Origin of the sequence: Enterobacter cloacae complex sp. P1B (assembly GCF_014982345.1) — a bacterium.
In the GTDB taxonomy this organism is placed as follows: Bacteria; Pseudomonadota; Gammaproteobacteria; order Enterobacterales; family Enterobacteriaceae; genus Enterobacter; species Enterobacter bugandensis.
Map to the genome: position 1 here is coordinate 12,434 of NZ_JADCLF010000011.1, position 14,971 is coordinate 27,404.

A 14,971-nucleotide genomic window follows, 5' to 3' on the forward strand; every position below is an offset into this window, starting at 1 on the left:
TTACATCATTACGACGTCAAACTGCTCCTGGTTATAGAGCGGTTCAATTTGTACTTTTACCTGTTTGCCGACAAAGATTTCCACTTCCGCCAGCGCGTGCGACTCTTCGCCTTTCAGGGCTTCAGCCACCGCAGGGGAAGCATAGACCAGAAAACGGTCTGAGTCGTAGGCATGATGGACACGGACAATTTCACGCATGATCTCGTAGCAGACGGTCTCAACCGTCTTTACCGTTCCGCGTCCATGGCAGGTTGGACACTCATTACACAGGACATGTTCCACGCTTTCGCGGGTCCGTTTCCGGGTCATTTCCACCAGGCCGAGCTGCGAGAAGCCATTGATGCTGGTCTTCACGCGATCTTTACTCAGCGCCTGTTCCAGCGAGTGCAGCACACGACGACGATGGTCTTCATTACTCATATCGATAAAGTCGATGATGATAATGCCGCCGAGGTTGCGCAGACGAAGCTGACGCGCAATCGCCTGCGTGGCTTCGATGTTGGTGTTGAAGATGGTGTCGTCCAGATTGCGATGACCGACAAACGCGCCGGTGTTGATATCGACGGTGGTCATCGCTTCGGTCTGATCGATGATCAGATAGCCGCCGGATTTCAGTTCGACCTTGCGTTCTAGCGCTCGCTGGATCTCGTTTTCGACATCATAGAGATCGAAGATCGGCTGACGCCCGGTGTAATGCTCCAGCAGGCCCGGCATTTCCGGGATGTATTCAGCGGTAAACTCCAGCAGCGCTTCATACGTCAGGCGAGAGTCCACGCGGATGCGGTCGAGCTGCGCGTCGGCAAAATCACGCAGCACGCGCTGCGCAAGCGCCAGCTCACCGTACAGCTGGTAGCGAGTCTGGTTGCGTTTTTTACGCTCCATCACTTTGGTCCAGACGCGCTTCAGGTAAGCCGCATCCGACGCCAGGTCTTCTTCGCTGATCCCTTCTGCAGCGGTACGGATAATAAACCCGCCCTGTTCATCGCAGTAGGCGCTGACCACTTTCTTCAGCCGCTCGCGCTCGCTTTCGCTCTCAATACGCTGCGAAACGCCCACGTGCGACGCGCCGGGCATAAAGACCAGATAGCGGGAAGGTAAGGTAATGTCGGTGGTCAGACGGGCACCTTTGGTGCCAAGGGGATCTTTCACCACCTGCACCATTAAGTCCTGGCCCTGACGCACCAGCTCGGAAATGTCGCGCACGGCAAACTGCTTTTGCTCTTCGCCCGCGACGCACTCGGTGTGCGGCATGATGTCGGAGGCATGTAAAAATGCCGCCTTATCCAGTCCAATATCTACAAAAGCCGCCTGCATACCCGGCAGTACACGACTGACACGACCTTTGTAGATATTGCCTACTATTCCGCGCCGCGCTTCACGCTCAATATGAATTTCCTGAAGAATGCCACCGTCAATATAGGCCACACGGGTTTCCGATGGCGTTACGTTTACCAACAATTCAGCCGTCATAATTATCCCTTCCCTCACGCAGTGAGTTAAAATTGCTCAGCAACTCATACGTTTCCACCAGCGGTAAGCCGACTACGGCGTGATAGCTGCCATTAATCTTCCTGACAAAACAGCCACCCAACCCTTGAATACCGTATGCACCTGCTTTATCCATCGGTTCACCGCTGGCAATATAAGCGGCGATCTCGTCGTCGGTAATCACTCTGAACGTGACATCCGTAACCACCAGGCAATCCAGCACGTGCTGGCTGTCCGCCAGCGCGACGGCCGTCATCACCTGGTGCGTTTGCCCGGACATCTTGCGCAGCATGCGCGCCGCATGGCCAGCGTCATGCGGTTTCTCGAGGACTTCACCGTTAAGGATAACGATGGTATCTGCTCCCAGCACGGGCAGATCGCGCGGCACGCAGGCCACGCCCGCCTGCGCTTTCTCGCGTGCCAGGCGAGACACGTACTGCTGAGCACTTTCGCCCTCAGCACGTTTTTCTTCAATGCCGGTCACGATGCGTTCAAAAGAGACCCCTAACTGCGTCAGGAGTTCCTGACGGCGCGGGGAGCCGGAAGCAAGATACAGAGACGTCATAGAAACCTTTTATTGCACAGCAAACTGCTGGCGAACCTTACGCATCAGCAGGAATAGCCACGGCCAGAGCACACCGTTTACTACACTACTCCAGAACACTTCCGGTCGGAAAGAGACGTTGATCACTAAAAACTCTGCCCAGAAAACAACGATATCCGCAGCAAGCGACAACAGCATCACGACCAGGGCCTGTTGCCAGAGCGCGAGGTTACGGAAGAGCTGGAATTTCAGTGCGACGAGGTACGCAATAATGCTCATGGACAGGGCGCGCACGCCCAGCGTAGAGCCACTAATGAGATCCAGTATGGCACCCATCACAAAACCCGTGCCGACATTTACGCGATGCGGCAGGGCAAGGATCCAGTAAAGTAAAATGAGCAAGACCCAGTTTGGCCGGAAAACGAGAATGTTATCCGGCCAGGGCATAATCTGCAGCAACAGTGCAATGAGGAACGAGAGCCAGATGACCCAGCGTCCCTGGCTACGATAGCTTGCCACTACTGCCCTCCCGAAGAGAGTTTAGGCGGTGGCGGCGCATCAGGCTGCGGCTGCGTTAACCCGGTTGCCGGCGCAGGCACGGGCGCAGGCGGCCCCATAGAATCCGCTGGCGGAAGAACCTGCGGCATCATCTGCATCAGGCGTTCGTTCGCCACGCGATGCACCTCTTCAGGCGTCATCGGGTTAGCACCGTTACGATCGGCACCCCAGAGCAGCAGCAGGTAGCGCAGACGCTGTAAACCGGCGGTTGGACGGGCCTGAATCACGGTGTATGCACGCTGCGTATCCAGCTTAACCGAAGAGACCACCGCAACCGGGTAACCTTCAGGGAAGCGTCCACCGAGACCGGACGTCACCAGCACGTCGCCGACACGGATGTCCGTGTTAGCAGGCAGATGTTCCAGCTGCAGATCGTCCGTGCAGCCGTTACCGGCCGCAATCACGCGGATATCGTTACGCAGGACCTGGATCGGCAGCGCGTGGGTGGCGTCGCAAATCAGCAGCACGCGGCTGGTCAGTTTGGCGACAGCAACGACCTGGCCTACTACGCCCTTATCACTGATGACGGGCTGACCTTCATACACCCCGTTCACGCTCCCTTTGTCGATCACAACCTGATCGCTGTAAGGGTCGTTCACGGTGGAGATCACCTGGGTAACCATCTTCTGCTCGTCCTGACGCAGCGGCGAGCCGAGCAGTTCACGCAGACGCGCGTTTTCCTGCTTGTATTGCCCCAGCATCAGCAGTTCGCTGTTTTTCAGCAGCAGTTCCTGGCGTAATGCCCGGTTTTCAAGTTCGAGCTGGTCTCGTGAAGACAGCGTTTGAGAAACGGAGTCGAGCAGTTCACGGGGACCATTTGATATAAAGTAGAAAGGACTGACGGCGGTATCCATGTACGTTCGGATCTGGCTGAACGTACCGAGGCGGCTATCGGCAATAATGACGCCAAGCGCAACCAGAACCGCCAGAATGAGGCGAAACTGTAGCGATGGGCCACGGCTAAAAATTGGCTTCATAGGCTATGCGTATTCTCGTGTCAGAGAGAAAGGGTAGCGATTCGCTACCCTTTCACCATGACTACTCTTCGCTGAACAAGTCGCCGCCGTGCATGTCGATCATTTCCAGCGCCTTGCCACCACCGCGGGCGACGCAAGTCAGTGGATCTTCTGCAACTACGACAGGAATACCTGTCTCTTCCATCAACAGGCGGTCGAGGTTACGCAGCAGCGCACCACCACCGGTCAGAACCATACCGCGCTCGGAGATGTCGGACGCCAGTTCTGGTGGGCACTGTTCCAGCGCAACCATTACCGCGCTCACGATGCCCGTCAGTGGTTCCTGCAGTGCTTCCAGAATTTCGTTGGAGTTCAGGGTAAAGCCGCGTGGAACACCTTCCGCCAGGTTACGGCCACGCACTTCGATCTCACGCACTTCATCGCCCGGATACGCAGAACCGATTTCGTGTTTGATACGCTCTGCGGTGGCTTCACCGATCAGAGAGCCGTAATTACGGCGCACGTAATTGATGATGGCTTCATCGAAGCGGTCACCACCGATACGTACGGAGGAGGAGTACACCACGCCGTTCAGTGAGATAACGGCCACTTCAGTGGTACCACCACCGATATCCACCACCATAGAACCGGTGGCTTCAGAAACAGGCAGACCCGCACCGATTGCCGCAGCCATTGGCTCTTCAATCAGGAACACTTCACGTGCGCCTGCACCCTGGGCAGATTCACGGATTGCGCGACGTTCTACCTGGGTTGCGCCAACCGGTACACACACCAGAACACGCGGGCTTGGGCGCATGAAGCTGTTGCTGTGAACCTGCTTGATGAAGTGCTGAAGCATTTTTTCAGTCACGAAGAAATCAGCGATAACGCCGTCTTTCATTGGTCGAATAGCGGCGATGTTGCCAGGGGTACGACCCAGCATCTGCTTCGCGTCATGACCCACTGCGGCCACGCTTTTCGGCGAGCCTGCACGATCCTGACGAATGGCCACAACAGAAGGCTCATTCAATACGATGCCTTGTCCTTTTACGTAAATAAGGGTATTCGCGGTACCCAGGTCAATGGACAGGTCATTGGAAAACATGCCACGAAATTTTTTCAACATACTAAGGGATAATCCTGAAAGCTGGGGCGGAAAACAAAATCCGCTTACTTTACCAACCACACGCAGCAGCGACAAGGCGCAAAAATCATCTGCAACGGTGAAAATTTGTGCAGTACGTTTCCTGTTGTTACAAATTCATCCCCTGACTCCCTCAGGGCTGAGTAAACAGTCGTGTTCCTCACTGATATTTGTAACCCATTAAAGGTCGTTCACTGGCTTTTTGCTCGACATACTCAAAGCTACAGGCGCGATATTCTACGTGAAAACAACGTAAACGGCAGGTCAAACAGAGTATCTTTGCAAATATTTTTTCACGTTGGTGTCAAGCGGCTGAGAGGCGGCAAAAAAATCGCCCTGACCGCCCGTCACTCCGCGCTCTGTTAACATCTGCCATTCGCCTCTGGAGCGCACGCCTGTGGCAAATACCTGTGTTCGCGTTCCCTTACACGCTTCAACCAGACTCTGAACCAGCAGCTGGTTTTCCGTGCGCTTCTCAATATTCCTTACCAGCCCCGGATGTAGCTTTAATAGCTCCACATCCAGCTCCTTGATCCAGTTGGTACTGACCAGCGTTAAACCCGCCTGCGTTACCGCGACACGGGCACCGAGCGCGTTGATCAAACGGACCACCGGACGCAACCGGCTGATGTGTTGACCCACATCCGCCTCAGCAAGTTCAAAAATAATGCGTTTGCGTTGCGATTTTTCGCATTGCATTAATGTATCACGCAGCCAGCGCTGAAAACGCGGGCGTATTAATGACTCAACGGTAACCTGTAACGCCAGATTCTCTTCAGGCCAGAATGATAAAAATGGAATCAAGCGTGTAATTTGCTGGCGGTCATACTCTTCGGAGAGCCCAAATTGCAGAACCATCGGCAGATATTCCGCAGAAATAACCTCTTCCGTCCCGTCGAAAATACGGCACATCAATTCCCGGTGGTGGACAAAACCGTTCTTCATGACCGCCGGTTTTTGATAAATACGCGGCCCGCCGCGACTCAGCATTTGCTCAATCAAAGTACGCCAGCGCACGTTTCCACGCCCTTTTTCAGGCAGCGAATCATCATAGACCGCCCATCCGTTCGCCCCTTGCAATACCGCGTTGCGGGTGGCCGCTTCCGCATGCTCCATCACCTGCTCTGTCGACTGTCCGCCGCGCCAGGCGCAAATTCCCATATGGACCATATCGTCTCTGTCGAGCATTTTGCTCTGCGGCAGCGCGTCGACGGCCTTAAGTAGCTGGCTGGCAATGCTTTCTGATTCCTTCAACGTGCGATGCGGCAGCAATACGGCAAAGTCGCTGCGGTGGTAGCGGGCCAGCAGCGCCCCCGGATAGCGCATAATAAAGGTGGAGAGCAGGTTGATCAGCGTAAAGAGATTTTCTTCCGCCGCCCGCTGCCCCCATGTGTCGCGCAGCAGATCGAAATCGGGCAGGCGAATCATCATCACCACCCCGTGCGTGCCCACTTTTTCCGGGTCGTCGAGCAGCGTGGCGAGTTGATTGTCAAAGAAAAGGCGGTTGTTAAGGCCGGTTTTATTATCCTGCGCGGCATAAGAGCGGATCAGCGTATCCATTCGGCTGCGCTGGTCGCTGGCAAACTGGATCTCTGAGAGCAGCGTATCCAGCGCGCTGCTGGCGCGTGAGGGCCATTCATGGACCGAGCCGCGAACCTGCGGGCCGCGTTCACCGTTCAGGATGCGCACGGAGCGAATCTCCAGCAGTTCCTGGCCTGAAAGCTGGCGGCGCAGCCAGCGGACCGCGAGAAAAATCAGCAAAATAATGAAGGCGACGGCGACAGTGAGCGGCGCGGTGGTCATCATAGAACGGAAATAGCTGGCCATCGGATCGAGGTAGACCATGTGTATGGTCATCCCCGGATTTTTGAGGGAGTGCACCGTTACTTCCCGATACTGGCTCACCACGCCCGCAGGTCGATAGCTGTCCTGTCGTTCATGGCTTAAAACCGGATGCTTTCCCTGCTGGATGTCGACCTGAATAATATCAACCGGCACCATCAACTCATCCAGCTCCCGGGATAGCTCAGGAAGTGGAGTGGTCAACAGACGCGTATCAATGACCGACGCAACGGACTGCACCCGGTTGACCAGTTTGTCCTGAATGGCGTTATAAAAGCTCAGAGAGCAACCAAGAAGCGTGACAAAGATGGTAAGCCCCGTCAGCAGGGTGATAAAAGCCGAGAACTTCGTCGTTAATCGCATCCTTGAGATTACTCCGTGGGTTGATGGGGTAGCGAGTAAGCGCTAACTTGCATTTCAAATGCGGCATACTACCAAACCTGGCGTATCTGGCAATTTATTGCGTTAAATCGGCATTGCTTTACCCTGAGCGAGTATAGTCTTCAGGAACTCTTTTCCAATCATCTGAGCCGTGAGGACCCCGTATGCAGGCTTTAATCTTAGAACAGCAGGACGGCAAAACGCTTGCCTCCGTACAGGACGTAGAAGAGACTCGCCTGCCGGAAGGCGACGTCACCGTCGACATCGACTGGTCCAGTTTAAATTATAAAGATGCGCTGGCGATCACCGGCAAGGGTAAAATCATCCGAAATTTCCCTATGGTGCCGGGTATTGATTTTGCTGGCCGGGTTCATAGCAGCGAAGATCCCCGTTTTCATGCGGGCCAGCAGGTGCTGCTCACCGGCTGGGGCGTGGGCGAAAATCACTGGGGCGGGCTGGCAACGCAGGCGCGCGTGAAGGGCGACTGGCTGGTGCCTATGCCGAAAGGCATAGATGGTCGCAAAGCGATGATCGTTGGTACCGCAGGCTTTACCGCCATGCTGTGCGTGATGGCGCTGGAAGAGGCGGGTGTTCGCCCCGAGTCGGGTGAAATTGTTGTTACCGGGGCCAGCGGTGGCGTGGGCAGCACGGCGGTCACGCTGCTGCACAAGCTGGGTTATCAGGTTGCGGCGGTTTCCGGCCGTGAAAGCACGCATGATTATCTGCGCCAGCTCGGCGCCAGCCGCATTCTTGGCCGCGATGAGTTTGCCGAGACCCGCCCGCTGGAAAAACAGGTCTGGGCAGGTGCAGTGGATACCGTCGGTGACAAGGTGCTGGCAAAAGTCCTGGCGCAGATGAACTACGGCGGATGCGTGGCAGCCTGCGGCCTGGCCGGGGGATTTGCCCTGCCAACGACCGTCATGCCATTTATTCTGCGTAACGTCCGCCTGCAGGGCGTGGATTCCGTGATGACGCCTGCGGCTCGCCGTGCAGAGGCATGGGAGCGTCTGGTGCGCGATTTGCCGGAATCGTTCTATACCCAGAGCGCTACCGAAATTACGCTCAGCCAGGCACCTGAATATGCCAGCAAGATCATGGATAACCAGTTCCACGGCCGCGCGCTGGTGAAAATCGCCTAATCTTCAAATTTTCGTGACATATTCGCGCTAACGCTTCTCCTCCGTCATGCTTAGAAAAACGCATGACGGAGGATGCCATGAAAAACCGAAAACTGACGGAAGCCGACGTAACGTCTGAGTCTGTCTTTATGTTACAGCGCCGCCAGATCCTGAAAATGCTTGGCATCAGCGCCACGGCACTGACGCTCTCTCCAGCGGCACACGCCGACCTGCTCGACTGGTTTAAAGGCAACGATCGCCCTAAGGCGCCTTCCGGTGCCCCGCTTACCTTTACCAAACCCGCCGAATGGCAAAACACGCTGGCGCTCACGCCGGAAGATAAAGTCACCGGCTACAACAACTTCTACGAATTTGGTCTGGATAAAGCCGATCCTGCCGCCAATGCCGGCAGCATGAAAACCGATCCGTGGACGCTGAAAATCGACGGTGAAGTGGCAAAACCTCTGACGCTGGACCATCACGATCTGACCACCCGCTTCCCGCTTGAGGAGCGTATCTATCGCATGCGCTGCGTAGAGGCCTGGTCGATGGTGGTGCCCTGGGTAGGCTTCCCGCTGCATAAGCTGCTGGCGATGGTTGAACCCACCAGCAACGCAAAATACGTCGCCTTCCAGACGCGCTACGCCCCGGACGAGATGCCGGGCCAGAAAGACCGGTTCATCGGCGGCGGGCTGGAGTATCCCTACGTTGAAGGGTTACGTCTTGACGAAGCCATGCATCCCCTTACCCTCCTGACCGTCGGCGTTTACGGCAAGGCGCTTCCGCCGCAGAACGGTGCCCCCATCCGTTTAACCGTGCCGTGGAAATACGGTTTCAAAGGGATTAAATCGATCGTCAGCATTAAGTTGACCCGCGAACGTCCGCCGACGACATGGAACCTGGCGGCGCCGGGTGAATACGGCTTCTTCGCCAACGTGAACCCGCATGTGGATCATCCCCGCTGGTCGCAGGCGACGGAACGCTTTATTGGCTCCGGCGGCGCGCTGGACGTGAAGCGCCAGCCCACGCTGCTGTTTAACGGGTATGCGGATGAAGTGGCGTCCCTTTACCGTGGCCTCAATTTACGGGAGAACTTCTGAGTGCGTTTAACGGCAAAGCAGATTACCTGGCTGAAAGTGCTGCTGCATTTAGCCGGGATACTTCCTTTTATCTGGCTGTTCTGGGCGGCCAGCCAGGGCCTCTTTAGCGCCGATCCGGCAAAGGATATCCAGCATTTTACCGGTCGGATGGCTCTGAAATTTTTGCTGGCCACCTTGCTCGTCTCGCCGCTGGCGCGCTACGCTAAACAGCCATTATTGATACGCACCCGTCGGCTTTTGGGGCTATGGTGTTTTGCCTGGGCGACCCTGCACCTCATCAGTTACGCCCTGCTGGAACTGGGAATTAACAATCTGACACTGCTTGGCCGCGAGCTGGTAACACGCCCTTACCTGATGCTGGGCATTGTTAGCTGGCTGATCCTGCTGGCATTAGCGCTGACATCCACGCAGTATGCGCAGCGAAAGCTGGGCCGTCTCTGGCAGTTGCTGCACAACTTCGTCTATCTTGTCGCGATCCTCGCCCCCATTCATTATCTGTGGTCGGTGAAGATCCTCTCTCCGCAGCCGGTCCTTTACGCGCTGGCAGCCGTGGCGCTTTTAGCATGGCGTTACAAGAAGTTCCGCCAGTGGTTGCGATAGTTCGCGAAACTGTGCGTTTTCCCGCAGATTACCTCTCAACCGCAAATCTTTTTTGGATTGCGGTTGATAATCTTCCCTGATAAGACCAGTATTTAGCTGCCAAATGCTACGAAATCGTTATAATGTGCGACCTTGGTTCGCCTGACAGCGGTTTTAGGCCTCTGAAAAGGTGACATTTGCGCTTCGACGGTATATTTTGTTTTTTACCCGAAAATCGCAGGAGATAGCGGCATAATGACTGATAAGTTCCACATCTTAGTTTTAAACGGACCGAACCTGAACATGCTCGGCACCCGTGAGCCAGAGAAGTACGGCACGCTGACATTGAGCGAAATTGTTAACCGTCTGAGCACGGAAGCAGCCTCGCTGAATGTGGATTTGGATCATTTTCAGTCAAACGCGGAGTACGCAATCATCGACCGTATTCATCAGGCTAAAGACACTGTGGACTATATCCTGATCAATCCGGCCGCGTTTACGCACACCAGTGTTGCTATCCGCGACGCACTGCTCGCGGTGAGTATCCCGTTTATCGAGATCCACCTGAGTAACGTGCACGCCCGAGAGCCGTTCCGCCACCATTCGTATCTGTCGGATATCGCTGCTGGCGTTATCTGCGGACTGGGCGCAGACGGCTATTCATACGCTTTACAGACAGCGGTAAAACGCTTGTCACAATCACACTAAACAAGAGTACGGAACCCACTCATGGATATTCGTAAGATTAAAAAACTGATCGAGCTGGTTGAAGAATCAGGCATCTCCGAACTGGAAATTTCTGAAGGCGAAGAGTCTGTACGCATCAGCCGTGCAGCCCCAGCCGCTAGCTTCCCGGTAATGCAGCAAGCTTACGCTGCGCCAGTGCAGCAGCCTGCGCTTTCCGCAGCCGTTGCGCCAGCAGCAGCTGAAGCCGCACCTGCCGCTGCAGCAGAAATCAGTGGTCACATCGTACGTTCCCCAATGGTTGGTACTTTCTACCGCACCCCGAGCCCGGACGCGAAGGCGTTCATCGAAGTGGGTCAGAAAGTCAACGTAGGCGATACCCTGTGCATCGTTGAAGCGATGAAAATGATGAACCAGATCGAAGCTGACAAGTCAGGTACTGTGAAAGCGATTCTGGTCGAAAGTGGTCAGCCGGTTGAATTTGACGAGCCGCTGGTCGTCATCGAGTAACGAGGCGAACATGCTGGATAAAATTGTTATCGCCAACCGTGGCGAGATTGCACTGCGTATTCTTCGTGCCTGTAAAGAACTGGGCATCAAGACCGTGGCCGTGCACTCAAGCGCGGATCGCGATTTAAAACACGTATTGCTGGCGGATGAGACGGTCTGTATTGGCCCGGCTCCGTCCGTAAAAAGCTATCTGAACATCCCGGCTATCATCAGCGCCGCTGAAATCACCGGCGCGGTGGCAATTCATCCGGGTTACGGCTTCCTCTCTGAGAACGCCAACTTTGCTGAGCAGGTTGAACGCTCTGGCTTTATCTTCATCGGTCCGAAGGCCGACACCATTCGCCTGATGGGCGACAAAGTGTCTGCAATCACCGCAATGAAAAAAGCCGGTGTTCCAACCGTGCCAGGCTCTGACGGCCCTCTGACCGACGACATGGATGCTAACCGTGCTCATGCTAAACGCATTGGCTACCCGGTTATCATCAAGGCGTCCGGCGGCGGCGGCGGTCGCGGTATGCGCGTTGTGCGCAGCGATGCTGAACTGGCGCAGTCCATCTCCATGACCAAAGCGGAAGCGAAAGCGGCTTTCAGCAATGACATGGTGTACATGGAAAAATACCTGGAAAACCCACGCCACATCGAAATTCAGGTGCTGGCTGACGGTCAGGGTAACGCGATCTATCTGGCAGAACGTGACTGCTCCATGCAGCGTCGTCACCAGAAAGTGGTCGAAGAAGCGCCAGCGCCGGGCATTACCCCGGAACTGCGTCGCTACATCGGCGAGCGTTGCGCCAAAGCGTGCGTTGATATCGGCTATCGCGGGGCGGGTACCTTTGAGTTCCTGTTCGAAAACGGCGAGTTCTACTTCATTGAGATGAACACCCGTATTCAGGTTGAACACCCGGTTACCGAAATGATCACCGGCGTTGACCTGATCAAAGAGCAGCTGCGTATCGCAGCCGGTCAGCCTCTGTCCATCAAGCAGGAAGAAGTAGTGGTGAAAGGCCATGCGGTAGAGTGCCGTATCAACGCCGAAGACCCGAACACCTTCCTGCCAAGCCCGGGTAAAATCACGCGTTTCCACGCGCCGGGTGGTTTTGGCGTGCGCTGGGAGTCTCACATCTACGCCGGTTACACCGTACCGCCGTACTATGACTCAATGATCGGTAAGCTGATCTGCTACGGCGAAAACCGTGACGTGGCGATTGCCCGCATGAAGAACGCCCTGCAGGAGCTGATCATCGACGGTATTAAAACCAACGTTGATCTGCAGATGCGTATCATGAGCGACGAGCACTTCCAGAATGGTGGGACGAATATCCACTACCTGGAGAAAAAACTCGGACTGAACGAGAAGTAAGAGAGCTGCGTTGCTAAAAGGCCGGATTATCCGGCCTTTTTTATTTCTGGGGATCGCAAAGCCCCATCATGTACAATCCCCGCTTTCTGCATCCACAAGGGACAAAAAATGGACAAACGTTTTGTTCAGGCCCATAAAGAAGCGCGCTGGGCGCTGTGGCTGACCCTTCTCTATCTTGCTGCATGGTTAGTAACTGCTTACTTACCTGACTCCGCTATTGGCATCACCGGCCTGCCGCACTGGTTCGAAATGGCCTGCCTGCTGGTACCGCTGGTGTTTATTCTGCTGTGCTGGGCAATGGTGAAATTCATCTACCGGGATATTCCGCTGGAGGACGATGATGCAGCTTGAAGTCATTCTGCCGCTTGTCGCATACCTGCTGGTCGTATTTGGATTGTCCATTTACGCCATGCGCAAAAGAACGACCGGTGCTTTTCTGAACGAGTATTTCCTCGGCAGCCGTTCGATGGGCGGCGTTGTGCTGGCAATGACGCTGACCGCGACCTATATCAGCGCCAGCTCGTTTATTGGCGGCCCCGGTGCGGCCTACAAGTACGGGTTAGGCTGGGTACTGCTGGCTATGATCCAGCTGCCTGCCGTCTGGCTCTCCCTCGGTATTCTTGGTAAGAAATTTGCCATTCTGGCGCGCCGCTATAATGCCGTCACGCTCAACGACATGCTGTTTGCCCGTTACCAGAGCCGCTTACTGGTGTGGCTGGCGAGCTTAAGCCTGCTGGTGGCCTTTATTGGCGCGATGACGGTACAGTTTATCGGCGGGGCACGCCTGCTGGAAACGGCGGCCGGCATCCCTTACGAGACAGGCCTGCTTATCTTCGGGGTAAGCATCGCGCTCTATACCGCGTTTGGCGGGTTCCGCGCCAGCGTGCTGAACGATACGCTGCAGGGAATGGTCATGCTCATCGGCACGATTGTTCTGCTGGTGGGGATTGTTCATGCCGCGGGTGGACTCACTCATGCGGTGGAAACCCTGGAAGCGATTGACCCGAAACTGATTTCACCGCAGGGCGCGGATGATATCCTCTCGCCGACCTTTATGACCTCGTTCTGGGTGTTAGTCTGCTTCGGGGTGATTGGTCTGCCGCATACCGCCGTGCGCTGTATCTCCTATAAAGACAGTAAAGCCGTTCACAAGGGCATCATCATCGGGACGATTGTGGTCGCGGTCCTGATGTTTGGTATGCATCTGGCAGGTGCATTAGGGCGCGCGGTGATCCCCGACCTTACCGTGCCGGATCTGGTGATCCCGACGCTGATGGTTAAAGTGCTGCCGCCCTTCGCCGCCGGAATTTTCCTCGCAGCGCCAATGGCCGCCATTATGTCAACCATTAACGCCCAGTTACTGCAAAGTTCCGCTACGATCATTAAAGATCTCTATCTGAACCTGCGCCCTGAGCAGGTTGAAAATGAACGTCGCCTGAAGCGGATGTCTGCCGTCATTACGCTGGTGTTAGGAGCTTTGCTGATGTTATCTGCATGGCGTCCGCCGGAGATGATCATCTGGCTGAACCTGCTGGCGTTTGGTGGGCTTGAAGCCGTTTTCCTGTGGCCGCTGGTATTAGGTCTTTACTGGGAACGCGCGAACGCTGCAGGCGCGCTGAGCGCGATGATTGTTGGCGGTGTGCTGTATGCCATCCTTGCGACATTTAAGATTCAGTACCTGGGCTTCCATCCGATTGTGCCTTCGTTACTGCTAAGTTTACTGGCGTTTGTGGTGGGGAACCGTTTCGGTCAGCCCGCCCCACAACCCGCTATGATTTCTACTGATAAATAAAGAGTTTTGCCATGCCGTGGATCCAACTAAAACTGAACACAACCGGCGCGAACGCCGAAGAGCTAAGCGATGCGCTGATGGAAGCCGGCTCTGTCTCCATCACCTTTCAGGACACGCACGACACGCCGGTCTTTGAACCGCTGCCGGGCGAAACGCGCCTGTGGGGTGATACCGACGTGATCGGCCTGTTCGATGCCGAAACCGACATGAAAGAGGTGGTGGCGATTCTGGAAAACCATCCGCTGCTGGGCGCAGGCTTCGCGCATAAAATCGAACAGCTGGAAGACAAAGACTGGGAACGCGAGTGGATGGACAACTTCCACCCGATGCAGTTCGGCAAACGTCTGTGGATCTGCCCAAGCTGGCGCGAGGTTCCCGATGAAAACGCGGTGAACGTGATGCTTGACCCAGGCCTGGCGTTTGGCACCGGCACCCATCCAACCACGTCTCTGTGCCTGCAGTGGCTGGATGGTCTGGATCTGGAAGGTAAGACGGTGATCGACTTCGGCTGCGGTTCCGGGATCCTCGCGATTGCCGCTCTGAAACTGGGCGCGGCGAAAGCCATCGGGATCGATATCGATCCGCAGGCCATTCAGGCCAGCCGCGATAATGCTGAGCGTAACGGCGTGTCCGATCGTCTGGAGCTCTACCTGCCGGAAGCGCAGCCAGAAGCCATGAAAGCCGATGTGGTGGTCGCAAACATTCTCGCTGGCCCACTGCGTGAACTGGCGCCATTAATCAGCGTGCTGCCGGTTGAGGGCGGTCTGCTGGGACTTTCCGGCATCCTGGCAAGCCAGGCGGAGAGCGTTTGCGAAGCCTACGCCGATCTCTTTGCGCTCGACCCGGTCGTCGAGAAAGAAGAGTGGTGCCGCATTACCGGTCGTAAAAAATAAGCATTTGGCGTGGTCCTCTGAC

The 14,971-nt window shown here is 55.6% G+C and carries 15 protein-coding genes; 9 read left to right on the forward strand and 6 right to left on the reverse strand.

Annotated elements, in window-relative coordinates:
• From rng to csrD, 6 genes are all read right to left on the reverse strand, one after another.
• Positions 1–1,470, reverse strand: coding sequence for a ribonuclease G (gene rng / locus INF77_RS11940; RefSeq protein WP_008502847.1), 1,470 nt, complete (start codon positions 1,468–1,470; stop codon positions 1–3).
• Positions 1,460–2,053 (reverse strand): nucleoside triphosphate pyrophosphatase, encoded by a 594-nt coding sequence (locus tag INF77_RS11945; protein ID WP_041907832.1) that lies wholly within the window; start codon positions 2,051–2,053, stop codon positions 1,460–1,462. The genes rng and INF77_RS11945 overlap by 11 nt, the downstream gene beginning before the upstream one ends.
• A 9-nt stretch (positions 2,054–2,062) precedes the next feature.
• On the reverse strand, positions 2,063–2,551 hold the full coding sequence (mreD, locus tag INF77_RS11950; RefSeq protein WP_008502849.1) for a rod shape-determining protein MreD: 489 nt from the start codon (positions 2,549–2,551) through the stop codon (positions 2,063–2,065).
• Positions 2,551–3,567: a rod shape-determining protein MreC gene (gene mreC / locus INF77_RS11955; protein WP_028014605.1), complete on the reverse strand. Its 1,017-nt coding sequence runs from the start codon at positions 3,565–3,567 to the stop codon at positions 2,551–2,553. Before mreC ends, mreD begins: the two co-directional genes overlap by 1 nt.
• Before the next feature lie 61 nt (positions 3,568–3,628).
• On the reverse strand, positions 3,629–4,672 hold the full coding sequence (gene mreB, locus INF77_RS11960; RefSeq protein ID WP_000913396.1) for a rod shape-determining protein MreB: 1,044 nt from the start codon (positions 4,670–4,672) through the stop codon (positions 3,629–3,631).
• A gap of 282 nt (positions 4,673–4,954) precedes the next feature.
• The gene (csrD, locus tag INF77_RS11965; RefSeq protein ID WP_193532844.1) at positions 4,955–6,895 is read right to left on the reverse strand and encodes an RNase E specificity factor CsrD; all 1,941 of its coding nucleotides are present in this window, start codon (positions 6,893–6,895) and stop codon (positions 4,955–4,957) included.
• A 182-nt stretch (positions 6,896–7,077) separates the two neighbouring features.
• Between csrD and INF77_RS11970 the strand changes: the two genes are divergently transcribed.
• The 9 genes from INF77_RS11970 (at position 7,078) to prmA (ending at position 14,949) form a co-directional block, all read left to right on the forward strand.
• Positions 7,078–8,052: an MDR family oxidoreductase gene (locus tag INF77_RS11970; RefSeq protein ID WP_047367033.1), complete on the forward strand. Its 975-nt coding sequence runs from the start codon at positions 7,078–7,080 to the stop codon at positions 8,050–8,052.
• A gap of 77 nt (positions 8,053–8,129) precedes the next feature.
• A complete protein-coding gene (gene msrP / locus INF77_RS11975; protein WP_028014608.1) occupies positions 8,130–9,131 on the forward strand; it encodes a protein-methionine-sulfoxide reductase catalytic subunit MsrP in 1,002 nt (333 codons plus the stop codon).
• Positions 9,132–9,731 (forward strand): protein-methionine-sulfoxide reductase heme-binding subunit MsrQ, encoded by a 600-nt coding sequence (gene msrQ / locus INF77_RS11980; RefSeq protein ID WP_193031327.1) that lies wholly within the window; start codon positions 9,132–9,134, stop codon positions 9,729–9,731.
• Between the two features lie 234 nt (positions 9,732–9,965).
• The gene (aroQ, locus tag INF77_RS11985; RefSeq protein ID WP_028014610.1) at positions 9,966–10,418 is read left to right on the forward strand and encodes a type II 3-dehydroquinate dehydratase; all 453 of its coding nucleotides are present in this window, start codon (positions 9,966–9,968) and stop codon (positions 10,416–10,418) included.
• A gap of 21 nt (positions 10,419–10,439) precedes the next feature.
• A complete protein-coding gene (gene accB, locus INF77_RS11990) occupies positions 10,440–10,904 on the forward strand; it encodes an acetyl-CoA carboxylase biotin carboxyl carrier protein (protein ID WP_008502856.1) in 465 nt (154 codons plus the stop codon).
• A 10-nt stretch (positions 10,905–10,914) separates the two neighbouring features.
• Complete coding sequence (accC, locus tag INF77_RS11995) at positions 10,915–12,264, forward strand: acetyl-CoA carboxylase biotin carboxylase subunit (RefSeq protein ID WP_003860388.1); 1,350 nt, start codon at positions 10,915–10,917, stop codon at positions 12,262–12,264.
• A gap of 108 nt (positions 12,265–12,372) precedes the next feature.
• On the forward strand, positions 12,373–12,615 hold the full coding sequence (locus INF77_RS12000) for a YhdT family protein (protein ID WP_006178860.1): 243 nt from the start codon (positions 12,373–12,375) through the stop codon (positions 12,613–12,615).
• Positions 12,605–14,056 (forward strand): sodium/pantothenate symporter, encoded by a 1,452-nt coding sequence (panF, locus tag INF77_RS12005; protein WP_193532846.1) that lies wholly within the window; start codon positions 12,605–12,607, stop codon positions 14,054–14,056. The genes INF77_RS12000 and panF overlap by 11 nt, the downstream gene beginning before the upstream one ends.
• An 11-nt stretch (positions 14,057–14,067) precedes the next feature.
• Positions 14,068–14,949 carry a 50S ribosomal protein L11 methyltransferase gene (gene prmA, locus INF77_RS12010; RefSeq protein WP_028014613.1) on the forward strand — a complete coding sequence of 294 codons (882 nt, stop codon included), beginning with the start codon at positions 14,068–14,070 and terminating at the stop codon, positions 14,947–14,949.
• Positions 14,950–14,971 lie beyond the last annotated feature (22 nt).